Origin of the sequence: Gemmata sp. SH-PL17, assembly GCF_001610855.1 — a bacterium.
In the GTDB taxonomy this organism is placed as follows: Bacteria; Planctomycetota; Planctomycetia; order Gemmatales; family Gemmataceae; genus Gemmata; species Gemmata massiliana.
Genome location: NZ_CP011271.1, coordinates 3,249,003 through 3,271,838 on the forward strand (window position 1 = coordinate 3,249,003; position 22,836 = coordinate 3,271,838).

Here is a 22,836-nt window from a genome sequence, read left to right on the forward strand (position 1 = left end):
ATGATGCAGATTTTGGTATGGACACCGCCCACGAGCGGAACCGCGAAGATTAGCTACACCGTACGGTTCGATGCGTGTTCGCTCGCATTCGACGAGAAGGGCAAGCCGACGGGCTATCTCGTTCGCCAGGAATCCATCGGTCCCGACCACCCGCTAATCAGCCGGCACCACTCGGCGGTTGTGTTGCCTTTTGAGCAGTGCGAGTACCGGTTGCAGCCGAGTGAGTCCGAACAGGCATCAATTGAGGAAGTGAGACGTGCTCTGAAAGCGGACATTGCGAACGGATTGTTCCCACATGTTGCGAAGCCTTGCTCCGACTGCGGCTACCGCCCCGGCGATCGCGGTGCCGTAGCAACGGGCGGCGAATCCGATGCCCCCGACTCGTATGACCCAGGAGACGGGCAGGATCATGAGGCCGCAGACGAGCCGGACGAATACACACATTTCGCGGGCACGGTCGTCTCTGGGGGCGGTGCATACGAGGTGTGGGGTAAACACGAAGTAGACCAAGACCAGTTGGCTGCGTGCTTCCGTGACATCGCGGGCAAGCAATTCATGTTCGCTTCCCCTGACTTCGAGTTGGTAAAGGTGGGCGACTGATGAGCAGCCTGAAGCAACTCCGCAAAGCCCTCAACCTGTCGCGTGACGAGGTGGCGTTGTTCCGCAGTGCCCTCGATACCGCGCGCGAACAAGGCTCGCTGGAGACGCTGCGCATCGTCAAAGGCTGGGACGAGCGTAAGCACCCGCGCGGGCAACCGGACAACGCGGGTCAGTTCACCAGTGGGGAGCGGGCGCCGCTGTTCGAGTTGAGCGATGAGGACGAGCCGGATCACAGCGAGATTCACGACAAGTGGAGCGACGAAGACAGCGCCATTGAGTCGGGGCGAGAGCAGGAACGTGAGGCTCGCGACCAGAAGCACGACAAAGCCCGCGAACGCGACCGCGAGGACGCCCAAGACCGCTCGGTTGAAGGCTGGCGCAGCGACGATAAGCGGATCGTAAAAGAGCGTCAAATCGAGGACGAGAATCGCGAATGGGCGCGGGTCCGCGAGGACGAGAAGGCGTTCGCGCGCATCCGCAGGGAAGTCACACGGGACCGCGAAAGCGAGTCGACTGCCGCGAGGCGAGTGAGGGACAAAGCGCTTGCGACGATCGACCGCGAGTACAAGCAGCGCGAAGAGGAAGTCTTCAAACTGGACAACAGCGAAGAAACGGGAGAAGACCCGCCCGCGGAATATTACAAGCAGTTAGACGCCCTCGAAAAATGGCACGAGCAGCGTCTCAGTAAAGCCGAAAAAGAGTACGAAAAGGCAACCGAGGCGATTGACGAAAAGTACGACGGCGAGTTCGCCAGCCGGCACGAGGAGTACCGCGACCAGCAAGACGCGGCACGTCGAGCCGAAGACCAGCGGATTAGCGACGCGCGCCAGAAAGAGGATGACGAACTTGAGGCGCAGCGCGACGCGGACCTTGAATCGTTCGGCGAGAAGTACGATGAGGAGACCGAGCGACTCCGCGCCGAGGTGCACGCGAAGCACGACGCCGACCACGCGCGCCGGGACCGCGACCGATACCACGCGCGCCGCGAATCCCACCCGGACGCGCACGCAGCCTACTACACCGACGACGACCACAAGCGGCACCGTGGCAAGCTGAAAGCCTTCAACCCCGCCCAACCGCGAGACGACGCTGGGCGCTGGTCCGGCAGCGCGCACAAGCCCACGCACAACCTGACCGACGCTCAGCGCAGCACGCTGAAACAACTGGCACTGCTGTTCCCCGATGGCGTCCACCACCTGCTCGACGACAGCGGCCGGGTGAGTGACGCCGCACTGGGTGTGTCGGCGGACCAGACCGAGTCGGCACTGCGCGAGCAGATCGACCAGCACCGCGCCGCGTGGCACGCGGTCAACGACAAAATTAACGACGCGCTCCGCGAGGTACAGCGCACCGAGGACATCGACACCGCCGACGAGCTGCTCAACCGCGAAATCGAGTACACGCTGTTCCGCAGCGAGTTTGACGGGTTGCGCGACAACGAGGCGACGGTGGGTATCGCGGATGCACTGGATGCGGCACAGAACAGCGAGTTCCCGAGCCACCCGATTCTGCCGTGGGACTTGCACTTTGCACGCGACCCAGAGCAGGAGATTCCCGAGACGGGTCACGAGTCGCTTGCGGCGCAGGCGGACGACTACGCCCGTGCCGTGGACGAACACAAGGCACGACTTGAAGAACTGGTGGCCCGCACCGAGGGCACACGGGAGCAAGCCGAGCGCGAGAGCGCGAAGTTTCGCGCCGAGCAGCGCCAGCACCTCGAGCGCATCGCGGGAGAGTGCGCGAAATCGCTGGAGGCGGCGGGAGTGGGCGAAAGTCGTGGTCGGGTGGAAGACTTGGCGGCGCGAGTTGCGGGGCTGCTGACGCACTTCCCGCCGAGCGAGCAAAAGGCTGTCCGCAAAGCAGCCGCGCATGCCCCCAAAGGTGGTGTGACGATCGGCGGGAAAAAGTATGCTGGCGGCGAATTCATCCCAGCACACGTCATGGCGGAGGCGACCGAGGAAGAGAAAGAAAACGTAGAAGGTGCTCAGGAGCCAGAAGAGGAGTGGGATGGCGAAATCGACCAGGACGCGGTGAACAGTGCTAATACTCCATATTCGGACCGGAACATTGCTCAGTGGTCTAACGAGGACGGCGAGAAGCACGAAATCTGGGTCGAGGAGGGGCGGTACACCCCTCCCGGGGAAGACGAAATGACCGTGTATCGGTTCATCTCGTTCGACTCAAATGATGACCGTGAACAAGAAGGGGAGTGGGTTGCCGAGCGTGACGACGCCATTCGCGAGGGTAAGCAGTACGCGAGAAATAACCACGAAGAGACGCGCGACCCCGAAGACAGCGATATCGAGGATGTGAACGGGCAGGATTGGGGCAATCGCGAAACGATTGGTAATTACACGACTGAAGATGGTAGCGAGCGAACGGTGCGGCTCGAAGAGGGCACGTTCGACTTTGGCGGCACCGAACACGAGTGCTACCGCTGGACGACCCGCCGCGACGAAGATGGTGAATGGACCTTGGATCGTCGCCAAGCCGTGCGAGACGGTGAAGCTTATGCCGAAGAGAATCATCACGAGCCAGAAGAGGGAGGCGAGGACGAAGATGATTCACCAGACTACAGCGATGTTTCTGGTGGTGCGCCAGTAGACCTAAAAGAACTACCACCGCCAACCAAACGCGAGGTGACTCTGGGTGAGGAAAAGCAAGCCAAGAGCGCCGCGAAATTTGAGATGGGCAATGTCGATACGGAACAAGCGGATCACTTAATCAGCACAATTTTTGGTGCCAAGTCCGCCGAAGCAGGTCGTGCTGCGCTAGTCGCGTCTCTCGGAATGCCCGACGATGCAACTGTGCGAGTAACATACGCGGGTGATTACCAAAAATTGTTCTCTGACGATATGCCCGCGGATGGTGCGCAGGGCGTGCGAATTTCAGTGGATCACCCCAAGATGGGTCGCGTCTTTCGCTTCGTTGGGGTAGACCACGAGGGTAAGCGTTTCATTCGGAACGAGATTATTGAAATCAAGGCGGCGCACCAAGGCGAAGGGCTTGGCGCTGAGATTTTTTCAAAACAAGTCGAGGCGGCAGCCGAATCAGGTATTGACTACATCGCAACGCACGCCGCAGGCAGTTCGGGCGGTTCGATGAACGGGTATTACACGTGGCCGCGATTCGGTTACAATCAAGGCTTAGACGACTCCACTGCACTCGGGCGAAAGGTTCTGGCTAAGTTTCCAGATGCGCAATCGGTTCTCGATGTGATGACAACTCAAGAGGGGAGAGACTGGTGGAAGGAAAACGGAAGCGACCTGTACAAAGCGAGGTTCGACCTGACACCGGGAAGTCGGTCCCTCGCAATTCTGAGCGCGTACCAGCAGGAACGCGCGAAGAAAAAGGGCACGAAGAAATCGACCTTTCGCCCAACGACGAAGCGGCCCTTGATGCCGCGTGGGAGCGGCTCGAAAAGCAAAACAAAGAGTAATTGATTGTAAAAACACCCTCGATACTCGAGGGTGTTTTCATTTTCACCCCTGCATCACTTCCCGCAGTCGCTCCGCACTCACCCCGAATTTGGTCGCCACCAGATCGTAATCCGCGTCCGTGTGCAGTGACCGGCACAGCCGCAGATGATCGAGCGTCGCCACCTCGCACGCGAGCCACGCGGCCAGGGTCGCGTCATCCCACTGGCGACGTGCGGCGAATACGTGCAGGTAGTGGCCGAGGAAGAACGAGCCGGTGAGCACACGCGGATTGGTGGCGAGCCGGTGGAATGCGACGGGATCGGGTGCGGACATGGGAGCCTCCTGTGTGGGGTACACAGAGAGTTCCGGGCCGCGGGCGAAGTGCGACAAATCAGGCGGGATTATTTTCCGGGCGACGTTGTACCCACACGACCGTGTGGGTACAGTGGCAATTTACGGAGGGATCATGCCACCAAAACCACGCAAAAAGAAGCCGTCCCAGGGGCGCCCGGACCGCGGGACCAAGGCGAGCAAATACCGCCTCACGGATGACACCCTCGCGAAGATCGCGGACATCGCGGCGCACATCGGCAGCGTGAGCCAGGCAGAGGGTGTGCGATACGCAGTAGATCGCACGCACCGCGAAATATGCGGCGGTGAAAACCCTGCGATTTCTAGCGATTCCGAGAAATTTGGAAATTAACCGCCAACTCGTATTGACCGTGTGGCCACACGGGTGTAATATTACATCACAAGGCCGACGCAGATACCAAACACCGAACCGAGGAGCGACGATGAAAGGCTTTATCCGAGTGTGGGGCGGCGAATTGAGCGAAACACAACAGTGCGAGATCGACAGCCACGGCAATTTCTGCGGCGGGGCCGAAGTGCCCGATCAGGGCGAAATCGAATCGCAGATCACGAGTGGGCAACGGAGCGGCAAGACGGAATCGGGCGTGCGGTGGGAATATCGCTGATTCACACGGGTGCTGAGCGGCATCGGGGAGCCGGCAGCACCACTCACGCGAGGTCACACCGGCCCGCGACAAAGGGGGATGAGACGATGTACCAGATCAAGTGCGAATGCGGTTATGAGATTCGGGTCATCGGCAAGGGCGAAAATGGGTTGTGCAAGGTGGTCAAGGCTGACAGCAACCACGAGGCATTCAGCGGCACCTACGCCCAGTGCGAGAAGTGGCTGAGCGACCGCGGCGTTAAGACCCTGATGTCGAAGTAGCCCCACACCCCGGCCAGTGGCACTCGCCGCCACGGGCCACGCTCACCCAACACAGGAGCCTCGCGTGGGTCCGCTACTGCTCGACCGGCTCGTCAATCTCGACCGGTACATCACCGACGACCTGCCCTCACTCACCGCGGAGGGCGAGCCGGCCGAATGGCTCACACTCGCGAACGACGGGGAGCCGGTGACGATCCGGCTCAACGGTCGCCTGGGCGCGCTGCTGTGCTTCACGTCGGCCACCTGGACCGACACCGAATTGACCGCGGCTGTGGACGCGGTGCGGATGGCCGGCTGGCCCGGTATCACCGGGGTCAAGGGCGCGCATCGGGACACAATCGAGTTCGCGCGGGCGGCGGGCACCGTGGTGCTGCTCGACGCGCCACTGGCCTGCATCGTCCACGTCGTGGGGATTGAGATCCGCGACTGACCGCCACCGAGTCTGTCACTGACACCGCGGCACCTGCGTAGAGTGGGGCCGCTTGCCGAGGAGAACGACCGATGATCGTGCGATACATGCGGCCCGACGAGTCGCCGTCCGCCGTCACCTACGCCATCGAGTTGGACCGCCCCACCCGAATCGATCCGGACGGCTCGCGCTGGTGCGAAATCGACCCCGAGCCGCACCCAGGATCGGGCAAGCCCGCAGTAATGGGCGCCCCAGTGGACGACTACTGCCCGCGCCTCGACGGTCCGCTCCCGGGTTGACTCGCCGCCACGGGCACAAACGCAGCGTCCCGCGGGGATCGATCCCCGCGGGACGTGGTCATTGAACCCCATATCTCCCCCAAGCAAGTTCCCCCGGCTAGCCCCATTATCGGGGCATGGCACGCCGCTCCACCCCCGCACAACTTCACCGCACCCGGTTCGAGACCGTCGTCAAGGCGGTCGCGTCCGACGACTCGTTCTCGGTGGTGTCGGTGCTCACGTACCCCGGTGCCGACCGCGCCGGGGACGAGGTGGTCGCGGACGGGCTCGACTTCACCCCGCACCAGCGCAACCCCCGTGTCGACCTCGAGCACGGGCTGCACCCGGACGTCGGCCGTCAGACGGTCGGCTGGGCGCACACCAAACTCGGGCGCCCGGGCGGTACGTACACGGTCACCAAATCACTGCTGGACGTGCCGAACCACGGCAAGCAACTCCTGCCCGTAGCCACGACGCATTTCGACCGCGACGACCCATTACAGCGCCAAGTGTACCTGATGGTGCGCAAGGGCGCGCTGCCCGCGGTGTCGCTGGAGTTCGAGCCGGACTGGTCCAAGGCGATCGCGCTCGGTGACTCGCCGATCGAGCGCCGCAAGGCGTTCCGCTTCGGTGCCGCGAAGGTGCGGCTATACACGATTTGCGCTGAGCCCGTGTGCCAGGGCGCCCAGACCATTCTCAAGAGCCTGCCCCCGCAATTGGAACCGCTGCTCAAGGTGCTGCGCGACGGCACGATTGAGGGCGAGCGATTGCATCCGCACATCCTCAAGAGCCTCGCCCGGTACACGCCGTCCAAAACGGTAGTTGCTGTAAGTGGTGCGGAAGTGCCTTCCTCTATCGCGAAGTCGCACCAGCCCTTTCACGGCCCCTACTCGCAGGATTCGTGCCCGGAGTGCGGAGAAGCAGCAAAAGCCACATGCCGTTGCATCCGGAATGACCGCTGGTGCAAAAACGGGCACACGTGGGAACGACTGACGGACGGCACGCCAGTGCTGCTCGATGGTGGGCACGGCAAGGTCATCAAGAGTTACAGCGGCGACACGCTCGAGCAGGCTGAAGCCAAGCGAAAGAGTTTCAGCAAATTCTTCGGGAACAAAGCCATGCCGCAACCCCAGGACCAAACGGCGACCAAATACGACCCCACGCCCACCGATGACCCGAACGCGATGGGCGACGACGCGACGGGTCAGGACGCGAGCGGTCCCGCACTGGGCGGTATCAGCGCGCTGTACAGCGCCGCACAGGGTGCCGTGGGCATCGCGGACCAGCTCGAATCAGACATGCAGACGTCGGATTCGCCGCAGTTGCGCAAGTTCGGACGCGAGGCGAAGCAGAAGATCCTCGCTTTCGCACAAGAGATGAAGGGCATGGCGGACAAGCACCACGCCACGCTCGACAGCGACGGCGGGGAGATGGGGGACGACTTCGAGGACGACGACAGCGAAGACGGTGACGATTCGGAACTCGAAGAAACGGGCGCCGACGACACCGACACCGAGGGCGACGAGAAGCCGCCCGTCAAGAAAAAGAAGCCGAAGAAGCCCACGGACATGTCCCGCGACGACGAGGGCACGCTCAAGGCGGTTCCGCCGCAGTACCGCGAGGTGCTCAAGGCCGTGGCGCCCCGGCGGTACAGCCTCCGCGAAGTCACCGACGGAATCGAGGCGGCACAGCAACAGGCGATTGCCGCGGCGCAGGCGACCAAGAAGGCGACGCCGGTGGTCACGCCAGAACCGGAAGAGGAAGACGCCGAACTGCAAGAGTTGCTCGCGGACGTGTCGAAAGCTCGCCGTCATTTGAAGCAAACTCGCCGCAACTACACGTGAGCCAAATTACTGCCCCTTAACCCCGGAGCAATCCGATGTCGGCACTCGATGAAGTTAAGCAGGAACTCCGGAACGCTAAGGAGGAACTGCGCAGGGCCCAAGAGGTCATCAAAAAAGGCGCGATGGAACCCGCGGAGCACACCCGGCTCATCGCGGACGCCATCACCAAGTCGCTGCCCGCGCAAGTGCGCGACCCGAACGCGGACCCATACGGGTTCAAGAACCACGCCGAGTTCTTAAGCGCCGTCATGAAGGCGACCAACAACCCCGGCGTGAACATGGACCGGCGGCTGTTGCCGCTGTGGTCCGGGAACGTCGGTAAAGCCGAAAGCGAGTTCATCCTCAAGGCGGTCGGCTCGGACGAGGCGCGCACGAACTCGGACCCCTACGGCGGGTTCCTGCTGCCGACCACGTACAGCCCCGACTTCCTGAAAATCGACCCGGAAAACGACCCCATCGGGTCGCGCACTCGCAAGGTGCCGATGGGCAGCGCGATTGTGAAAATCAACGCGCGCACCGACAAGAACCACACCACGAGCGTGTCGGGCGGGCTCACGGTCACGCGGCGCCCGGACACCGTGGCCGCGACCGCGAGCCAGATGCAGTTCGAGCAAGTGGTGCTCGAAGCGCACGATCTGTTCGGGCTGAGCTACGCGAGTGAAAACCTGCTCCGCGATTCACCGGTGACGTTTACCGCACTGCTGAGCGCCGGGTTCAACGACCAGTTCACCTACCACCTCATCAAAGAGCGGCTTTACGGGACCGGGGTGGGTGAGTTCCTCGGCATCCTGACCGCGCTCGATTCGGGGAGCCTCGGACCGACCGTGGTCGTGTCGAAGGAGAGCGGCCAGCTGGCCGACACCATCCGCTACGAGAACGTGCTCAACATGCGTGCCCGGTGCTGGGGGTACAGCAAAGCGGTCTGGCTCGCGAACCACGACACCATGCCGCAACTCATGCTGCTCAACCAGGCGGTGGGCACCGGCGGGCAACCGATGTGGCAGCCGTCCGCACGGGAAGATCACCCCGACATGTTGCTCGGGCGCCCGCTGTTCTTCACCGAGTACGCGAAGACCCTGGGCGACTCGGGCGACCTCATCCTCTCGAACTGGGAAGAGTACCTCGAGGGCACGTTCCAGCCCATGCAGTCCGAAGAGAGTATCCACGTGCGGTTCGTGAACCACGAGCGCGCGTTCAAATTCTACATGCGGAACGCGGGCATGCCGTGGTGGAAGGTGGCCCTCACCCCGACGTACTCCGCGAACAAACTCTCGCCGTTCGTCGTGCTCGAAGCCCGCTGATAACCCCGCGGGGCGCAACCGCCCCGCGTTTCTCCCCGCTTACACCCAGACACGAGGTTCCCGATGGCATCAGCGGTTACCACGCAGCACATCGCCAGCAACATGGCGCTGCTCAGTTACGACCACGACCCGGGGAGCACGTCGGCGGTCATCACCAGCCCGGACGGGGGCACCACGAAGCGGGTCGTGCCGCTCGCGCTCTACGAGTGGTTCGGCGTTGCCGCGATGACGAGCGTGTCCGCCTCATCGTCCGGTATCACGAAAGTCGAAATCGTCGGCTGCACCGACTCCACCGGGGCGAACCCGACGGTGGTCGTGGACAGCGGCACGGTCGCGGCGGACGCGGTCGGCGACTTCGTGTTCGTGGAGTGCCAGGCGTCACAGGTGAAGGAGGTCGGGGACGCGGCGGGGCTCACGCTCACGCACGTGGCGGCCCGGCTCACTTGCTCGAACTCGGGCGACGAGGCCGTGGTCACGTACCTGCGGCTCCGCCCGAAGTTCCCGCAGAAAGACCTCACGACCAACGTCATCAGCTAACGGTGATTCGTGGCGAACGACAACAAGAAGCCGCAACCCGCACCCGACCGCATCGAACAACTCGCGGGCGCGCTATTCGTGCAGCGGTGGTCCAAGGACACCGGCCGCACACCGGATTACGTGGCGGGCGAGTGCATCAGCGCCGCCCGCGCGTTCTACCGCACCTGGGACGAGCAGAACCAACCCACACAAGCACCGCCCGGCTAACGGGCTCACGAGGTGAACCATGCCGACGCGAGGCTTGAATACCGCGGACCGGGTCGCACACTATGACCCGCTCATTAACCCCACGTTCCAGACGGGCACCTGGAAGTCGTGCCCGCTCCTCGAGTGGCTTCACGATCAGAGCGTGGGGGTGATGCTGAACGACCAGTTCACAACTTACAACGCCGCCGCGACGACCGGCGACTGGGTACTCACGCAAGCGGCCGCGGGTACGGGAGCGATTTCCACCGCCGCGCCGGGCGTACTCGAACTCGACTGCAACAGCACCACCCAGGGGCAGGGTGCGCAAATCCAGCGCGCCAAGTCCGCGTTCGTGCCGGCCGCGGGCAAGGACATCTGGTTCGAGACCAAAATCAAGATCGTGGACACCTTTGACAAGGTGCAGTTCTTCGCCGGGCTCGCCGAAATCGACACCACCATCATCGGTTCGGGTGCGATTTCCACCGCGAACCACATCGGCTGGCTCGGTGCCGCCTCCAACGCGGGCGTACTGTCCTTCGCATCTGCGAAGGCGTCGGCCGCAACCACGAAGACCGGCACCACGCTCGCCGAAGACACTTACGTCAAACTCGGGTTCCGGGTCAACGGCGTGACCAGTGTGGACCAGTACGTTAACGACGTACTCATCAACTCCACCGTGCTCACCGCGAACATCCCAATCGTCGCGCTTTATCCATCGTTCGTGTGCCAGACCGATGGGACTAACGACCCCATCATGCACATTGCCGGGTACCGCGTATTCCAACTTCGGTAAGGGGTCGTGATGCAGTACGTTACCCCGTTCACGTCCGCCGCTCGTACCACCACCGGGAACAGCGGCGATCTATCGAACAAGCAGCACCGCGGGCTGCACTTGGTCATCGACGCGACGGCGGCGACATCGACGCCGTCGGTCGTGTTCACGATCCAGGGCAAAGACCCGGTCAGCGGACAGTATTACACCATCCTCGCCAGCGCCGCTATCACCGGCGTCAGCACGACCGTTCTCCGCGTCTATCCCGCACTTACCGCAGCGGCAAACGCAACAGCGAACGACGTGCTCCCGCAGACGTGGCGTGTACTGGCAACGCACGGCAATGCGAACAGCCTGACGTACAGCGTCAGCGCCTGCCTCATCAACTAGCCCCCGCACGCCCGCCCGGCGCCGTTCCCGCCCGTGTCACCCCCACGGAGGCGCCGCGGCGGGGCTTTTGCTGAACTCCCCCGAAGACGCGAGCCGATGTAGAATGTGGTGAGTGTGACAGGCTTTTCCGCGGACGCCCTGAGAAGCTCGCGGATAGGCCGAACGAGCCTCCTTGTAGTTGATCCCTCCCGTGTTGCTTTGGTCGGTACTGCGGGAACGAATCAACGAAACCAACAGCCCACCGACTACGAACGGTGGGCTGTTGTGTTTAAGCCAGTTCCCCCGCCGTGCCCCAATCTGGGGGTATGGCTCTCATCGACGCGAATACGTGGAGCGCGTTCACCGGGCAATCCCCGTCCGGCGACGACCTCACCGCGCTCAGTGCGTGGTGCGCCGGGGTCAGCGCCGCCATTGCCAAGAAGATACTCCCCTTCGTCGCCGAACCGCTCACGGTCACCGACTTCATCTGCGACGCGCCACTGAGTCTCGACCTCGTGCTCCCTCGGCGCCCCATCCGCAGCGTCACGAGTCTGTACCTGAACTGTGGTGCCGGCGGCGATCCGAGCCGGTTCACGAGTGCCGACCTGCTCACCCCAGGCACCGATTACGTGCTGTGGGTGGACGACCCGGAGAACCAGTGGGCGGGCAGCGGCATCATCCGCCGTGTCAACACGGTGTGGGGCGCTGAGTGGCGGCGCTACCCGCACACACTCGCAAGCGTGCTAGGCGGCTCACGCGGCGCCGTAAAGGTCACGTGCGAGGTCGGAACGCTGTCGGTGCCGGAGGACATTCAGAGCGCCGCGGTCGCAGCGGTGACGTTGTTGATGAACCGGCGCAAGACCGGGGCGCCGACGAACAGCGAGTCGTGGAATGGATACAGCGTTGGGTACTCGGCGCCGTTCACCGCGACGGCGGCCGTCAATTCGCCCGACGTACTCGGGATGCTCGCGAACTACCTGCAACCGAGGTTCGCGTAATGGCGCTCTGGGACAACCCGCCGCACTCCATTGCGCTCTACAGCGTCACGAACACAACCGACACCGGCGCTGGCGTGCTGCCTGCGTACACAATCGCCCAGAGCGGTATCCCGTGCAGCATCAACACCACCAGCGCCTCTACGCAAACGCTGTACGCACAGCCGAACATCGTGGTCTCGCACACCATCGCCATCCTCGCGTCGGCGCTGACCGCGGTGCCCGTGCCCGGCTGGAAGGCGCAGACGACCGACCGCAGCGAGAGCTACCACATTCTCGGCATCCGCCACGGGCGCGCGTATGGGAACATCCCCGCGTTCGTGTACTTAGATTGCGACCAAATTTTGTGACCGTGTTTCGCCGCGAAACTATCGTTCGGATTATGACGCCGATTGTCATACGGAAAAGCTCAAGACCGGTCTTGCACAAAACCGAATCATAGGCAATGTTAAGCTTGTTCGCTCCCGTGGTACAGAGGCTGTGCCCCCGGCGCTAAACCGGGAGAGGTGGGTTCGAGTCCTACCGGGAGTACCAGCTCCGACGAAGGCTCCACCGCACGCTTCGTAGTGGTTGTTGGCGGTAGAGCGATTAAGGGTTTGAATGTGGGGATAGCTCAGTGTAGAGCGCCGGAGCAATCCGGAGGTCAGGGGTTCAACTCCCTTTCCCCATACCAAGGATGGCCACAGAGATCGGGCGCGAGGCTGTAAACCTCGAACTCAATCGAAGGGTGCAATTCCCTTCCCATCCACTCGGTTACTTTCTTTCTGGAGTTCACGTCATGCTGTAGATGCAGGAAATGCCCAAAGCAGCCACTTCCAAAGCCGCCTACGTTTACGTCGTCACACGTCTCGACATTCCCCACCCGCACTTCTCAGTTCAAATCGCACACGCGGCTATCGCGGCGACGTTCGCGTTCGGCGAACCCGACAGCACGCACCCGAATCTCGTCGTCTGTGCGGTCGCTAACGAACAAGAACTCGACGCGCTGTTCAACCGCCTCAAGGAAAAAGGCGTTCGGTGCTGCGCGTGGCATGAAGAGGACATGGGGAAAAAACTGACTGCGATCGCCACCGCACCGCTGCGAGGCGACGAGCGGAAGCCTCTGAAGCGGCTCAAGCTGATTCAGGCGCCGTGACCGCGTTCCACCGTGGAACACACAGGGCGGGCAGTGCCGCCACAGCACCACCCGCCCGTTGGTACCGCGCCCAACCACAGACGCGGCGACAGCATTTTGCGCGCAACCCGCACAAGGTGCGAGGTCGGTAGCGGGCTGAAACAGAACGACCCGAGGCTTTTAAACCCCGGGTCGCCTGCGCTGCATCGACGCTTGTGCTTTGCACCCGGCGCCAACGTGGAGCGATACTACCATGTCGGTCGCACGCGCGTCAAGCAAACTCTTGCTGTCGTCGGGTGCCCGGAAAGTGACGTCCGCCGGGTTGCGAGTCACATCACGCAGCCTTACGCTGTTTCCGCTTCGAGGAACGCCCGGATGAACGCGGCGGCGATTTGCGGGACGATGGCATTTCCGTACCCGCGGAGTCGGCCAACGCGATTTCGGCCAGCTTGCGCCAGACGGCCTCCGGCGTTTCGGACGAGTCGCTTAGCACGCTTTGGGTCGATTCCCATTCCGACCAGCACGGCGAACAGCGGTCCCAACTTGCGGGGTACCCCATGAGCCAGCGGGAATGAGCCGGGTTCAACACGCCGCGCCTTGCCGTCGCGACAGGGGACGAGGGCGTAATCGGACCATCCACCAACTGAACCTGCCCGTCCAGTTGCTCGCCCTTCTCCCGGTCGCGGTGCTGGTTCCCCTTGTGGTCCCGTGCCGTTGGCGTCACCCAGGGTGACGCCAACGGCAGTTCCAGGCCGTATACCTGATCCTCCAGCGTTTGCCCTGTGCTGAACTTCGCACCTTCCTTGCGTTTGCAGGTCGCATTGCGGCCGTGGTTTGTCGTCGGCGTGGCCCACCCCGCCAGGTCCTCGGCCTGCGTCCGGAGCGTCGGGTTCTTCTCGCGACCCCGGCCCCCGCTCGTGTTCTTGTCGTCCGTCGCCTGCGGTGTCGCCCACGATCCCACCGGGGATGCGTTTGTAGTTGTGCCCAGGGAACCCGAGTTTTGGAATGAGCAGTGTTCGCCCGCCAAGGAGGGGCACTGAGTAGCACTGCTCGGGGTCAAGTTCAACACGGTCGAGTTTGTTGATGTCAAAGACGACTCGCTTCCGCTTACGAGATGAGCCGCCATCCCGAGCGTCAGCCCGAATCCGTTCCCGTTCACCCCCTTCGCCTTGATTCCCTCCCGGCGCTGAAACATCCGTTCCACGTCCGTCGGCTCGAACTCGTTGGCTGCTGGCGTCGGCCAACTCGCCAGCATCGCCACATCGTCCAAATTCGCCGACCGCTTCGGCCCGCCGTTCGCGTGACTCTGCACCCGCTCCAATGCCGCCTCCGGCGAGAGCGAGCCGTGGTGCGAGCTGTCCGGAGTAGGCCACCCAGAAGACTCGCTGTCGGATGTGCGGGGCGCACACGCTGTGTGCGCCCAATACGTCGAACCGGAAGGCGTAACCCGCTCCTTCCAAGTCTGCACGAACTCGATCGACCCAGCGCTCGTCAAGCGTTTCAAGGTCGCGATCCTTGTTTCGCTTTGCGATGCGTTCGGCGACCTTGTTTGCTTTCCGAGTGTCACCCCTCTGAACCGCGGTGACGAAAGCAGCTTCAAGCTCTGTTCCGACAACATCGGCGCTGGCGACTTGTTCGCCGAAGATCGTTTCCGGCTGACAGTCTCGGATGAGCCGGAAGAATTCGGGCCAGAGATCTCGCTCGTCGGCTTTGCCTTTGCGTTTCCCCGCCGACGAGTACGGCTGGCAGGGGCAAGAACCAGTCCAGGCGGGTCGGTTTGCGGGCCACCCTGCGAGCTGGAGCGCGAGTTCCCAGCCGCCAATGCCGGCAAAGAAATGAGCTCGGGAATATCCTCGAACGTCATCTGGCGCCAGGGACACGATACTCCGCTCATCGACCACTCCCGTTGGGATCTGACCGCCCGCCATCAGGTGCCGGAGCCACTCCGCCGCGCCTGGGTCAAACTCGTTGAATAGCGTTTGCACAGTGCGCCCCTGAGAAATGACCACCGCTTTCTACCGCGCGAGTGCTCATCTGTGCAAGTTGAGTAGCAAAGAAACACGTCAGCGCACAGAATAACACAACAGTGATTATCGGCACGAGGTCGATGATTCCTCCATCGCATCCGCACTCTGGTGGGATACCATGCCGATCATGGCCAAGAAGAAGCCGACGAACCCGGGCGGTCAGACGAAACGGATCAACGTGGGGTTCCCGGCGAAGTGGCACGCGGTGGCGCGGCGGTTGGCCGCGAAGAAGCAGCAGCCCGTGCTCTACATGCTGATTGCGCTGATGGAGCGCGAGGCGAAAGAACTGGGCGTGCCGGATCTGCCACCACCGCCGTGGGAAGAAGAGTCAGCCGAGTAGCCGCGCGCGGGCCGCGGTTGCTTGCGTAATCGCCTGCCCGTGTGGGGTGGAAGTGTGAGCGCTGAGAAAATCACCGCGTACCAAGACGCGCTGCGCAAGTTGAAAGACGCGAGCGCTGCGGCCGCAGCGCTCGCGTCGATCGTAGAGCGGGCAGGCAAGGCGCTCGCAACGTGGCAGATTGCCACCGTCACGAACATTTCGACCGGAGGCGGGTACCCAGCGGCGCTCGTCGCCCGCCCCCACAACCCGAACATTAACGCCCACGACTGGCCCACAATCGAGCACATCCACAACACGCTCATCGCGTTTCACGACGCGGCTTCTGCCGCGAAGAGCGCTTGGAGCGCTATACCTGCCGAAGACCGCATCGGTTTGGCACCGCCCCCGGGCTCCAATTAACCACGTCCCCCGGGGTCACGTTCACGAACTGCCCCTCGCCGAACTCGACCCGGAGCACGGGACGAGAACCAGTCACGCGCTCCGCGAGCGCGCCCACGAGCCCGATGAGGGCAACCAGCAAATCACGGTCGGTCGGTTGTTGTGCTGTAGGTTCCATGTCGCGATTCTGCGGCGTGGCAGGGGAACTAGACAGAGGGTGATGAGATGCGCGCGGTGTGGTGTGCTTTGGTGCTGGTGCTCGCGGTGTGCGTGCTGGCGTGCGGGGGCGCGGGTAGCACCACATCGGAAAACAAAACTGGAAGCGGGAAGCCTTCAGCTCAACTTACTCTAAAGGAAGCTCGCGATTTAATAGTGGCTTCGCCAGGAAACAAAGGCATGAAGCGAGACGAGGTCAAGGCGCTATTCGGTCCCCCGGATGAAACGCGAGAAGGGTTGTTTGGTCCGAACAAGTTCTTCGCGGACGTTTGGATTTACCGCAAACAGAAAGTCGTGTGGGATATGGCGGCGGAGAAGTATTACCCACTCATCCGCATCACATTCGTTCGCAACGTGGATCAGTCCGCCGAAGAGTTGCGAATCGACTGATCGGTCATGGGTTCCCGCCCGGCTGTTCTAGGTGCGGGTCAGTAAAGAGCAACTCGAACGGGAAACTCTGGTACGTCGCGTTCCTCGTGGCGTCCGTCCCTCCGTCACCCACGACGTAATAGAACCTCCGGTCCTTGAAATTTGCCTGTAAATTATGCCCGGCCGCGATGTTGTTCTTGTTCGTCAGGAGCGCGTGTGCCGAAGTGGGAACATCGGTTCCTTGGCGTGCGGTATGAAGGAAACTCAATCGCACGTTACACATCAGACTATCATCAATCCCGGTCGCCAACGCGCCCCAAAGAACCGTGTTCTTCTTCGGCGACGCGGGGATGTAGATGCTCGTGGGCGTCGCTCCGAGATAGAGAAGTGAACCCGCAGGGAAGCCGTTCCAGTCTCGCTGATTCACCGTCCCCACGAACCTCGTCAGGTAACTTTTCAATCCCTCGAAATCCAAGAAGTATCGGTATGGAACCTGGAACCAGTTGATATCAATGTGCGAGTTTTGGAGGTTGACGTAAACCGAGTTATTGTACTGCCGATTGTCAGGATCTGTTCCGCTGTCGGTCCGAAACGTGAGTTGCCCGAAAGTAGCGTTGGCGAAGTCATTTGACGGCGCTCGGGTCGTCGTACAAAACCGGGTCCATTCTTCTGCGTAAACAATGGAGCTACTGGCTCCATTCGCGTCGTAGTACGTCGCACTTTTCACCGCAACCTTTGAGTCGGGCAGTAGGAAGTACGGGCGCTTCGTGAACTTCACCCGGTAGTCGTAGGCGGTGTAGTGTGGGAATTGCGCGGTCACAGGCGGCAGCCCGAAGATGCTCACCGAGGCGCCGTTCGTCTGATTGCCGATCCCCACCATGTTGTCGACCGCCGCGGCGCTCAGTTCCGGGCGGAACGGGTGAACGGGCGGCAACACGCGGATGATCTTCCCGGCGCCTGCCGTTGCGGTGTTGACAACCTTCGGTTCCAGATTGAGAACGCCGCCAATCATCGTGTCGAAGAACTGCGCCACTTCCGCAACCGTTGGGGGCGTATCCTCGTCCGCCCCCAACAGCCGGTAGATCGCGGTCGCGCTGCCTTCCTCTTGGCTGATGGCGGTCTGCATGCCGCCTTCGCCGTTCCCAACAATCTCGATGAAATTTGCCATTAGTTCCCGCCCAAGACTGAGTGAGTGAACCGGTTGAACCGCGCCCGCCCTTCGCGGTATGCGTCCTTGGTTTGGTCCCAGAGGTTCGCGGACTCCGACTGCACGGCGCTGATTGCCTGCCCCGCGGGGCTCTGGGCGAATCCTTCCTTTGCCGTCCCCCACGCGCCTTCGCGCACGCCCGATGCGATGACGTCCTTGAGTCCCTTCCAAGGGTTCTCGGGGTCAAATTTTTTGACCTCTGCGACGATTTCCTCGAGCAACTCCGTGTCGCTTTTGCGCTCCTCGCCGCCGGCGGTCGCGACGAAGGCGCGTTCGCTCATTTTGCGCGCGATGTCCTCGATGCCACTGATGGCGGCATCGGCGGGCGCGGCGAGTAGTCCGCGCTTCGGGTTCTTGCGTGAATCGATGGTTGCTTCGAGCGATTCGCGGAACCGCTTTACGGCATCGGCGCCGGCGAACAGCCCAATCAGACGAGCGGACACCACGGCGATTCCGATGATGAGTCGGCGCAGGCTATCGGCGTACACTTTGGACAGGTCGACCCAGATTTGGAGCGCGCCACCGAACTGGACTACCACGTCCACCACGGACGCAATGACTTCCAGGAGCGCCCCCCATGAGTGCATGTTCGATTCGATGGTCGTCACGAGAGGGGTCAGCACCTTCGCGAACCCCTCAACCAGTCGCACCAAGACCCGGACCGCGCCGAGAGCCACGCCCGACACAGCCGCGCTGATTGCTTCGACCGCGGGGCGCAACTGCTGAATCGAGGGCAGGAGGATACCCGCCCAGTCGCGCAGGGACTTCGTGGCGTACTTGATGACCGGGACCAGCGCGAAACCGATGGTAGCGCGCAGGTTTTGCTGCTCCTGTTCGTACCGCTCCACGAGGTACGGGTTCAGGGCCGCGACGAACCGCTTGGATACCGCCACGATCGTCGCGAGCGAGACCGGCAAAGCGGTTACTGCCGCTACCACCCCGGAAACGACCGCGCTGATGGCGCCGATGGTCCGCCCGATGGTTTTGGTGACCAACTGGAACTGTGAAAAGAGTCCCCCGCTACCTGGGCGCCGCGGGGCGGGTGGGCCGCCCCCGTTACCGCCCTTGAGTCCCTTTATTTGCCCGAGGATTTGCCCCACGAGCGGGGTTAGGGTTTTGAGCACGCCGAGTTGCTGCCCGGCGAGCCGGTTCAGGTTCAGGAGCAAGTCATTGTTGTTGTGCGCCATTGTTCAGCGACTCCAGGCGCCGTTTGATTTCTTCGACCTTCTCGGGCTTGATTCCCAGCGCCGGGGCGAGTGCGAGTAGCTGCAGGAGCTTAATTCGTGGGTCCGCCGCTTGGGGGGCGGCCGGTCCGTTAATCGCGCCGTCCTTGTCCCGCGGGTGGAAGTACACATCGTGGATCTGCCGCGGGGTCAAATCGCAGATCTGGGGTAGCGTGAGTTTGAACTCGCTCACCAGAACCGCGAACTGGGCAGTAAGCGCGCCCGGCGTTACCGTTTGCCCCGGTTTCGGCGCGCCAGGTTCGGCGCCGGGGCTTTGGCTTTTGGGCGCCGGTCCGCCGGGAACGAGTCCTCCATCGCCTCGTTGAGAATCGACTTGACTTCGTCCGCTTTATGCGTCAGGAGCCCCAGGATTTCGCCCGCATCGGCGGACATCATGCACGAGAGCAGCACCACGGCGCCCTGCGTGGTCTGAAGAAACTCCATCGTCCGCTCGGACTCGAACGAATAGTACCCATCCTCGCGCTGCTTGCGCAACTCGTCGGCGCGCTTCACGTACTCCGCTTCGGGGTACACGTCGCGCATTTCTACGAGCGCCGCCTTGGCGCGCTCGTAGAGCTTTTGCTCTACGGCGAGCATCGTCCCCTGTGTGAGCACGGGCGCCACGGTAAAGACCTTGCCGTCGTGCTCAATTGTTTTGGGCGGCCCCTTGATTCCCATCGCCGCGCTGCGCTCGCTCATGTGAAGTCCACCGTAAATTCGCCATCGGATTCAAACGTACAACTCACCATCCCGGGTTCGCCCCCGGCGCTCATCTCGGTGCTGTACTCGACACTCGCGAGCCGCGCATTGAGAACGAGCTCGACGCCGATCGCGAACCCAAGATGCAGTTCGTACACGACGTTTATCGAAAGGGGCATGTTCCCGGCGTTGTACGCCCCTTCCACGACCGGCGACGCCGCGACCCCACCGGGGGTGGTGCGCTGCTTGTTCGAGCCGAACGCGAAGAACTTCTTCACCCCGCCGTCGACGGGTAACCGCCACTTGTTGAACGAGTAGGATTGCGCGCCGAGTTTCACGTAACTGTCGTTGCCGCTAATAAATGCATCGGGCATGGTCGTTACCTCACAGTGTTGAGCCGACGATGGCGACGGTTACGGTGATGGACGTCGCGCCGGTGTTCGCGAACGTGAGCGTCTTGTGCGTGCTGTCTACGGTGATTCCCGACCCCGTGGGGTCGCCGGCTTGCGTGAACGACTCGCCCGCGCGCACCACGTGACCGTCGGTCGATCCCGCGAACCACACCAGCCCGTTGCTCGCGCCGGGCGTGATCTTCAGGACGCCGGACGTGCCCGCGACCTTGACGACAATGGCGAGCGCCTTCGTGAGCGCGACCGACTCGCCCGCGAGGTTCGTGAACGACTTCAGGTCGATTGTCGTGGACGCGCTCGACGCGATAGTCAGCACGGCGGCGTAAGCGTCGTCCCAAACGTCCGTGTCCAGGTCCGGGAGCGAAAAGACCACCTGGTTGTCGCCCTGCGTCAGGTCCGCCCAGTTAGCGACCGGGACCGTAAAGGCGAACTGTACGTTGGCCTGCAAATCGAAGCTTGAGAGCGGCATGGCTTACAGGTCCAACAGGATGCGAATTTCGATGTTTGTTGCCGCGGTGGTTGTCACGAAAGCAGATGTCACGGCGCCCGCGGTCCCGGTGAACGGGTACGGCACCCCGGAGCCCTTGAGCCACACGAACGGAACGCCCGCCGCGAGCGTAATCGTGTCCGTGGGCGACCCGCTGGAGTTGATCTTCAGCGTGGCATCGAGGTCGGTTTTGACGAACACCGAGAGCAACTTCGCCTGTGCCCATTGCAGATCCACGGCTTGGTTTGTGACCGTCCCCAACGTGAGCGACGAGTTCTGCTCGACGGAGCCCGTCTTGGTGGTTTGCACCGCGACTTGGCTCGAACCGGCGCCCCATGTCTGACTGACCGTGTGGCTGATACTCATGAACCCGACCTCGTGAGACAAACGCGGTGGTAGACCCGGACACAGTGGACCAATTTGCCCGTTTTCCCGTGCCCCTCGCGACTCGGCACCTCTTGGGTGCAGATGATGTCGCGGACGACCGGAGGGGCTATGAGGTCGGGTAACGTGCCGCCGTCGAAGCCCAGTTTTTGCGAGGCACTACCCCCGTTTCTGCGAATCGCCGCGGCCGTCGTCTGGCAATCGCCGAGCGACGGATAAAAGATTTCCCAGACCATCTCGTGTACTTCGTTCGTCACACGTCCGAATGCCATCGGCTCGACCCGTGACGAGTCTTCCCGCAACACGATGTAGCCGTCCTCGGCGGTTATTTGCGCACCGGACGAGTTCGTGGGCGGCATCTCATCGAACGCGCGCGGCGGGCGCGCACCACCGGGGAAGTTCGACGCAGTGAGCGAATCGAATTTGGCGAACATCGCGCCAATCAAACTAGCGGTCGACATGCCCTATCATTTCGGGCGACGGGGGAACTAGCGTGCACCAGTTCCCCCGTCGGTGTGCACAATCTGGGCATGTCAACGAGCAGTGCGCCAATACCCGCTCTCACAGCGCTAATGCCGGTCGAACTCACGGCGAAAACGACCGTCAGCGGGCGCATCTACTACGCTTGGGAGCAGCGCGAGCGGAACTACACCACGAGCGCTTTTCAGGCGCCGGTGTCGCCCCTCCGTGGCACGACAACTGTGAACCCGGCCCGCGAGGTGAACAATAATGACGTGCCCACGGGGACGATTGTGTTCGTGCGTCAGGCGGGTAGTGTTGGCGGGCAGGTTTATTACGAGTTTCAATACGAGACAGGCGGTTCCGGTGGCGGTGGCGCTTGCGGGTCCATTGTGAAGGTCGGTACCGATGACTGCATCAAGGCGACCGGCCCCACGGATTCCGTTTACCTCGAGTACGCTGCGGGGCAATGGACCTCCACCACCGAACTCACCTACCCCGGCGGTTCGGGTGTGGTGGTGTTTTGGATCGCGGACGGGCGACTTCGCTGCACGCTCGATGGGAACGAACTGGTCAACTGCGGCGACTGTTTTGTGGGCGGCCCGCTGACCGGGCACGGGACGAGCACGGGGGCGTGCGACGGCGAGACGTTCACCGTGTGCCTCGCGTGCGCCTGCTGCTCAATAGATGGCTGGGACGGACCGGGCTGGTACTGCGTGCGCGCAGCGGGGACGGACGACGCTTGCGTGCCGGTCGAGTTGCTCGACGAGGACCGGTGCGACACGTCGATTGAGATTTGCAGCGGTCCGTATGTGGACGAGGCTGCGGCTCAAGCTATTTGCGGCGTCGAACTGGTCCCCTCGCAGTGCTCGCCAAACGGATTCGCGGCAAATTATTTCGCCATCACGTTCACGGGGGTGACGAACGGCACTTGCACAGATTGTAATAACAACAATACAACCACACTCGTTGGGCCCTATGACGACTTGAATTGTCGGTGGTTCACATTCGGGAATTACAATCTCTGTGGGTCAATATTGAGTAGCCCTTCGTTTCAAATTGATGTCGCTGTAGGTACGTTGCGGTTCCTTTTTGTTTACGGCATTAACACGTGGACCTATTCAATACCCGTGGGTTCGTGGGACTGGCAGAGTGCCGTGGTGTTACCCCTAACCTCGTCGCCCGGGGGTACTCCACCCTGTGACACCCTACCGGCGTCGGTCACCCTCACACCCGCGTGAATCATGCCAATCAAAGACACCCGCGCCCGCACCGCCGCGCGTAAAGCCGCGGGTGTCGACCAGACGTACCCCGAGCACGCGACGGGCGAGCTGAGGGCAAATGCCCGTGCCATCGCGGTGAAGCCGCTCCCCCTCAGCCTCGTCCCCTGCACCCACCTCGGCGATCGTGTACCCGGTCAGCCGTGCGGCTCGCCAATGCTCAAGTGTAACCTGTACAACGACATCACGACGCGGTTCACCGCGTGCTCTGGTGCCCAGCGCTGTTGCGCGGCGTGCCCGGACAACACCTCCGTAGCCGCCCCACGCTAGTTCCCCCGGCGACTGGCACGCTGGGG

31 protein-coding genes, 1 tRNA gene and 1 pseudogene are annotated in these 22,836 nt (G+C 62.4%); 22 read left to right on the plus strand and 11 right to left on the minus strand.

Features of this window, described 5'->3' with window-relative positions:
• Nucleotides 1–600 carry a hypothetical protein gene (locus tag VT84_RS13510; RefSeq protein WP_082839917.1) on the plus strand — a complete coding sequence of 200 codons (600 nt, stop codon included), beginning with the start codon at nucleotides 1–3 and terminating at the stop codon, nucleotides 598–600.
• A complete protein-coding gene (locus VT84_RS13515; protein WP_082839918.1) occupies nucleotides 600–4,043 on the plus strand; it encodes a hypothetical protein in 3,444 nt (1,147 codons plus the stop codon). Before VT84_RS13510 ends, VT84_RS13515 begins: the two co-directional genes overlap by 1 nt.
• Nucleotides 4,044–4,082: 39 nt before the next feature.
• Here the strand turns inward: VT84_RS13515 and VT84_RS13520 are convergent, their stop codons facing one another.
• Nucleotides 4,083–4,352: a hypothetical protein gene (locus VT84_RS13520; RefSeq protein ID WP_082839919.1), complete on the minus strand. Its 270-nt coding sequence runs from the start codon at nucleotides 4,350–4,352 to the stop codon at nucleotides 4,083–4,085.
• A gap of 133 nt (nucleotides 4,353–4,485) precedes the next feature.
• Here VT84_RS13520 and VT84_RS13525 point away from each other — a divergent pair, with 133 nt between their 5' ends.
• The 15 genes from VT84_RS13525 (at nucleotide 4,486) to VT84_RS13590 (ending at nucleotide 13,082) form a co-directional block, all read left to right on the plus strand.
• A complete protein-coding gene (locus VT84_RS13525) occupies nucleotides 4,486–4,722 on the plus strand; it encodes a hypothetical protein (protein ID WP_082839302.1) in 237 nt (78 codons plus the stop codon).
• A 91-nt stretch (nucleotides 4,723–4,813) separates the two neighbouring features.
• Complete coding sequence (locus tag VT84_RS13530; protein ID WP_082839301.1) at nucleotides 4,814–4,996, plus strand: hypothetical protein; 183 nt, start codon at nucleotides 4,814–4,816, stop codon at nucleotides 4,994–4,996.
• A gap of 86 nt (nucleotides 4,997–5,082) precedes the next feature.
• Complete coding sequence (locus VT84_RS38490; RefSeq protein ID WP_157469354.1) at nucleotides 5,083–5,256, plus strand: hypothetical protein; 174 nt, start codon at nucleotides 5,083–5,085, stop codon at nucleotides 5,254–5,256.
• Between the two features lie 64 nt (nucleotides 5,257–5,320).
• On the plus strand, nucleotides 5,321–5,686 hold the full coding sequence (locus VT84_RS13535) for a hypothetical protein (RefSeq protein ID WP_082839300.1): 366 nt from the start codon (nucleotides 5,321–5,323) through the stop codon (nucleotides 5,684–5,686).
• 71 nt (nucleotides 5,687–5,757) lie between these two features.
• Nucleotides 5,758–5,964, plus strand: a complete 207-nt coding sequence (locus tag VT84_RS13540; protein ID WP_082839299.1) for a hypothetical protein — start codon at nucleotides 5,758–5,760, stop codon at nucleotides 5,962–5,964.
• A 116-nt stretch (nucleotides 5,965–6,080) separates the two neighbouring features.
• Entirely contained in the window at nucleotides 6,081–7,787 is a 1,707-nt protein-coding gene (locus tag VT84_RS13545; protein WP_082839920.1) for a hypothetical protein, read from the plus strand.
• Nucleotides 7,788–7,822: 35 nt separating this feature from the next.
• Nucleotides 7,823–9,088 (plus strand): phage major capsid protein, encoded by a 1,266-nt coding sequence (locus VT84_RS13550; protein ID WP_082839921.1) that lies wholly within the window; start codon nucleotides 7,823–7,825, stop codon nucleotides 9,086–9,088.
• Nucleotides 9,089–9,151: 63 nt separating this feature from the next.
• The gene (locus VT84_RS13555; RefSeq protein WP_082839922.1) at nucleotides 9,152–9,625 is read left to right on the plus strand and encodes a hypothetical protein; all 474 of its coding nucleotides are present in this window, start codon (nucleotides 9,152–9,154) and stop codon (nucleotides 9,623–9,625) included.
• Between the two features lie 9 nt (nucleotides 9,626–9,634).
• Nucleotides 9,635–9,832, plus strand: coding sequence for a hypothetical protein (locus tag VT84_RS13560; protein ID WP_082839923.1), 198 nt, complete (start codon nucleotides 9,635–9,637; stop codon nucleotides 9,830–9,832).
• Nucleotides 9,833–9,851: 19 nt separating this feature from the next.
• Nucleotides 9,852–10,604 carry a hypothetical protein gene (locus VT84_RS13565; RefSeq protein WP_082839924.1) on the plus strand — a complete coding sequence of 251 codons (753 nt, stop codon included), beginning with the start codon at nucleotides 9,852–9,854 and terminating at the stop codon, nucleotides 10,602–10,604.
• 9 nt (nucleotides 10,605–10,613) lie between these two features.
• Nucleotides 10,614–10,973 (plus strand): hypothetical protein, encoded by a 360-nt coding sequence (locus VT84_RS13570; protein ID WP_082839925.1) that lies wholly within the window; start codon nucleotides 10,614–10,616, stop codon nucleotides 10,971–10,973.
• Between the two features lie 305 nt (nucleotides 10,974–11,278).
• Nucleotides 11,279–11,950 (plus strand): hypothetical protein, encoded by a 672-nt coding sequence (locus VT84_RS13575; protein ID WP_082839926.1) that lies wholly within the window; start codon nucleotides 11,279–11,281, stop codon nucleotides 11,948–11,950.
• Entirely contained in the window at nucleotides 11,950–12,297 is a 348-nt protein-coding gene (locus VT84_RS13580) for a hypothetical protein (protein ID WP_082839927.1), read from the plus strand. Before VT84_RS13575 ends, VT84_RS13580 begins: the two co-directional genes overlap by 1 nt.
• A 252-nt stretch (nucleotides 12,298–12,549) precedes the next feature.
• Nucleotides 12,550–12,620, plus strand: a tRNA-OTHER gene (locus VT84_RS13585).
• A 123-nt stretch (nucleotides 12,621–12,743) separates the two neighbouring features.
• Nucleotides 12,744–13,082 carry a peptidyl-tRNA hydrolase gene (locus VT84_RS13590; protein ID WP_157469487.1) on the plus strand — a complete coding sequence of 113 codons (339 nt, stop codon included), beginning with the start codon at nucleotides 12,744–12,746 and terminating at the stop codon, nucleotides 13,080–13,082.
• A 313-nt stretch (nucleotides 13,083–13,395) separates the two neighbouring features.
• Here VT84_RS13590 and VT84_RS39595 read toward each other — a convergent pair whose 3' ends face one another.
• Both VT84_RS39595 and VT84_RS13600 read right to left on the minus strand, forming a co-directional pair.
• The gene (locus VT84_RS39595; protein ID WP_082839929.1) at nucleotides 13,396–14,382 is read right to left on the minus strand and encodes a hypothetical protein; all 987 of its coding nucleotides are present in this window, start codon (nucleotides 14,380–14,382) and stop codon (nucleotides 13,396–13,398) included.
• 367 nt (nucleotides 14,383–14,749) lie between these two features.
• A pseudogene (locus VT84_RS13600) lies at nucleotides 14,750–14,989 on the minus strand (DNA cytosine methyltransferase); the annotation flags it as partial.
• Between the two features lie 217 nt (nucleotides 14,990–15,206).
• Between VT84_RS13600 and VT84_RS13605 the strand changes: the two are divergent.
• The 3 genes from VT84_RS13605 (at nucleotide 15,207) to VT84_RS13615 (ending at nucleotide 16,412) form a co-directional block, all read left to right on the plus strand.
• Nucleotides 15,207–15,428 carry a hypothetical protein gene (locus tag VT84_RS13605; protein WP_082839930.1) on the plus strand — a complete coding sequence of 74 codons (222 nt, stop codon included), beginning with the start codon at nucleotides 15,207–15,209 and terminating at the stop codon, nucleotides 15,426–15,428.
• A gap of 54 nt (nucleotides 15,429–15,482) precedes the next feature.
• Nucleotides 15,483–15,827: a hypothetical protein gene (locus tag VT84_RS13610; protein WP_082839931.1), complete on the plus strand. Its 345-nt coding sequence runs from the start codon at nucleotides 15,483–15,485 to the stop codon at nucleotides 15,825–15,827.
• 375 nt (nucleotides 15,828–16,202) lie between these two features.
• Nucleotides 16,203–16,412, plus strand: coding sequence for a hypothetical protein (locus VT84_RS13615; RefSeq protein WP_082839932.1), 210 nt, complete (start codon nucleotides 16,203–16,205; stop codon nucleotides 16,410–16,412).
• Nucleotides 16,413–16,416: 4 nt separating this feature from the next.
• On the opposite strand, the gene VT84_RS13620 is transcribed toward VT84_RS13615, so the two are convergent.
• The 8 genes from VT84_RS13620 to VT84_RS13655 are packed head-to-tail and all read right to left on the minus strand — an operon-like array spanning nucleotide 16,417 to nucleotide 21,262.
• Complete coding sequence (locus VT84_RS13620; RefSeq protein WP_082839933.1) at nucleotides 16,417–17,559, minus strand: DUF2236 domain-containing protein; 1,143 nt, start codon at nucleotides 17,557–17,559, stop codon at nucleotides 16,417–16,419.
• On the minus strand, nucleotides 17,559–18,785 hold the full coding sequence (locus VT84_RS13625) for a hypothetical protein (RefSeq protein WP_082839934.1): 1,227 nt from the start codon (nucleotides 18,783–18,785) through the stop codon (nucleotides 17,559–17,561). The genes VT84_RS13620 and VT84_RS13625 overlap by 1 nt, the downstream gene beginning before the upstream one ends.
• Nucleotides 18,766–19,014, minus strand: coding sequence for a hypothetical protein (locus VT84_RS13630; RefSeq protein WP_082839935.1), 249 nt, complete (start codon nucleotides 19,012–19,014; stop codon nucleotides 18,766–18,768). The genes VT84_RS13625 and VT84_RS13630 overlap by 20 nt, the downstream gene beginning before the upstream one ends.
• A gap of 35 nt (nucleotides 19,015–19,049) precedes the next feature.
• Nucleotides 19,050–19,520 carry a hypothetical protein gene (locus tag VT84_RS13635; RefSeq protein WP_082839936.1) on the minus strand — a complete coding sequence of 157 codons (471 nt, stop codon included), beginning with the start codon at nucleotides 19,518–19,520 and terminating at the stop codon, nucleotides 19,050–19,052.
• Nucleotides 19,517–19,894, minus strand: a complete 378-nt coding sequence (locus tag VT84_RS13640; protein WP_082839937.1) for a hypothetical protein — start codon at nucleotides 19,892–19,894, stop codon at nucleotides 19,517–19,519. The genes VT84_RS13635 and VT84_RS13640 overlap by 4 nt, the downstream gene beginning before the upstream one ends.
• Before the next feature lie 10 nt (nucleotides 19,895–19,904).
• On the minus strand, nucleotides 19,905–20,399 hold the full coding sequence (locus tag VT84_RS13645) for a hypothetical protein (protein ID WP_082839938.1): 495 nt from the start codon (nucleotides 20,397–20,399) through the stop codon (nucleotides 19,905–19,907).
• Between the two features lie 3 nt (nucleotides 20,400–20,402).
• Complete coding sequence (locus VT84_RS13650) at nucleotides 20,403–20,783, minus strand: hypothetical protein (RefSeq protein WP_082839939.1); 381 nt, start codon at nucleotides 20,781–20,783, stop codon at nucleotides 20,403–20,405.
• Nucleotides 20,780–21,262 (minus strand): hypothetical protein, encoded by a 483-nt coding sequence (locus VT84_RS13655; protein ID WP_082839940.1) that lies wholly within the window; start codon nucleotides 21,260–21,262, stop codon nucleotides 20,780–20,782. The genes VT84_RS13650 and VT84_RS13655 overlap by 4 nt, the downstream gene beginning before the upstream one ends.
• 69 nt (nucleotides 21,263–21,331) lie before the next feature.
• On the opposite strand from VT84_RS13655, the gene VT84_RS13660 reads away from it, so the two are divergent.
• Complete coding sequence (locus tag VT84_RS13660; protein ID WP_157469488.1) at nucleotides 21,332–22,501, plus strand: hypothetical protein; 1,170 nt, start codon at nucleotides 21,332–21,334, stop codon at nucleotides 22,499–22,501.
• A gap of 3 nt (nucleotides 22,502–22,504) precedes the next feature.
• Nucleotides 22,505–22,810: a hypothetical protein gene (locus VT84_RS13665; RefSeq protein WP_082839942.1), complete on the plus strand. Its 306-nt coding sequence runs from the start codon at nucleotides 22,505–22,507 to the stop codon at nucleotides 22,808–22,810.
• Nucleotides 22,811–22,836 lie beyond the last annotated feature (26 nt).

Excerpts from the sequence above, each read along its gene's own strand:
- VT84_RS13510 (WP_082839917.1), top strand. The coding sequence starts at position 1 with ATGATGCAGATTTTGGTATGGACACCGCCCACGAGCGGAACCGCGAAG.
- VT84_RS13515 (WP_082839918.1), top strand. The coding sequence starts at position 600 with ATGAGCAGCCTGAAGCAACTCCGCAAAGCCCTCAACCTGTCGCGTGAC.
- VT84_RS13520 (WP_082839919.1), bottom strand. The coding sequence starts at position 4,352 with ATGTCCGCACCCGATCCCGTCGCATTCCACCGGCTCGCCACCAATCCG.
- VT84_RS13525 (WP_082839302.1), top strand. The coding sequence starts at position 4,486 with ATGCCACCAAAACCACGCAAAAAGAAGCCGTCCCAGGGGCGCCCGGAC.
- VT84_RS13530 (WP_082839301.1), top strand. The coding sequence starts at position 4,814 with ATGAAAGGCTTTATCCGAGTGTGGGGCGGCGAATTGAGCGAAACACAA.
- VT84_RS38490 (WP_157469354.1), top strand. The coding sequence starts at position 5,083 with ATGTACCAGATCAAGTGCGAATGCGGTTATGAGATTCGGGTCATCGGC.
- VT84_RS13540 (WP_082839299.1), top strand. The coding sequence starts at position 5,758 with ATGATCGTGCGATACATGCGGCCCGACGAGTCGCCGTCCGCCGTCACC.
- VT84_RS13545 (WP_082839920.1), top strand. The coding sequence starts at position 6,081 with ATGGCACGCCGCTCCACCCCCGCACAACTTCACCGCACCCGGTTCGAG.
- VT84_RS13550 (WP_082839921.1), top strand. The coding sequence starts at position 7,823 with ATGTCGGCACTCGATGAAGTTAAGCAGGAACTCCGGAACGCTAAGGAG.
- VT84_RS13555 (WP_082839922.1), top strand. The coding sequence starts at position 9,152 with ATGGCATCAGCGGTTACCACGCAGCACATCGCCAGCAACATGGCGCTG.
- VT84_RS13565 (WP_082839924.1), top strand. The coding sequence starts at position 9,852 with ATGCCGACGCGAGGCTTGAATACCGCGGACCGGGTCGCACACTATGAC.
- VT84_RS13570 (WP_082839925.1), top strand. The coding sequence starts at position 10,614 with ATGCAGTACGTTACCCCGTTCACGTCCGCCGCTCGTACCACCACCGGG.
- VT84_RS13575 (WP_082839926.1), top strand. The coding sequence starts at position 11,279 with ATGGCTCTCATCGACGCGAATACGTGGAGCGCGTTCACCGGGCAATCC.
- VT84_RS13580 (WP_082839927.1), top strand. The coding sequence starts at position 11,950 with ATGGCGCTCTGGGACAACCCGCCGCACTCCATTGCGCTCTACAGCGTC.
- VT84_RS13590 (WP_157469487.1), top strand. The coding sequence starts at position 12,744 with ATGCCCAAAGCAGCCACTTCCAAAGCCGCCTACGTTTACGTCGTCACA.
- VT84_RS13605 (WP_082839930.1), top strand. The coding sequence starts at position 15,207 with ATGCCGATCATGGCCAAGAAGAAGCCGACGAACCCGGGCGGTCAGACG.
- VT84_RS13615 (WP_082839932.1), top strand. The coding sequence starts at position 16,203 with ATGAAGCGAGACGAGGTCAAGGCGCTATTCGGTCCCCCGGATGAAACG.
- VT84_RS13620 (WP_082839933.1), bottom strand. The coding sequence starts at position 17,559 with ATGGCAAATTTCATCGAGATTGTTGGGAACGGCGAAGGCGGCATGCAG.
- VT84_RS13625 (WP_082839934.1), bottom strand. The coding sequence starts at position 18,785 with ATGGCGCACAACAACAATGACTTGCTCCTGAACCTGAACCGGCTCGCC.
- VT84_RS13635 (WP_082839936.1), bottom strand. The coding sequence starts at position 19,520 with ATGAGCGAGCGCAGCGCGGCGATGGGAATCAAGGGGCCGCCCAAAACA.
- VT84_RS13640 (WP_082839937.1), bottom strand. The coding sequence starts at position 19,894 with ATGCCCGATGCATTTATTAGCGGCAACGACAGTTACGTGAAACTCGGC.
- VT84_RS13645 (WP_082839938.1), bottom strand. The coding sequence starts at position 20,399 with ATGCCGCTCTCAAGCTTCGATTTGCAGGCCAACGTACAGTTCGCCTTT.
- VT84_RS13650 (WP_082839939.1), bottom strand. The coding sequence starts at position 20,783 with ATGAGTATCAGCCACACGGTCAGTCAGACATGGGGCGCCGGTTCGAGC.
- VT84_RS13655 (WP_082839940.1), bottom strand. The coding sequence starts at position 21,262 with ATGTCGACCGCTAGTTTGATTGGCGCGATGTTCGCCAAATTCGATTCG.
- VT84_RS13660 (WP_157469488.1), top strand. The coding sequence starts at position 21,332 with ATGTCAACGAGCAGTGCGCCAATACCCGCTCTCACAGCGCTAATGCCG.
- VT84_RS13665 (WP_082839942.1), top strand. The coding sequence starts at position 22,505 with ATGCCAATCAAAGACACCCGCGCCCGCACCGCCGCGCGTAAAGCCGCG.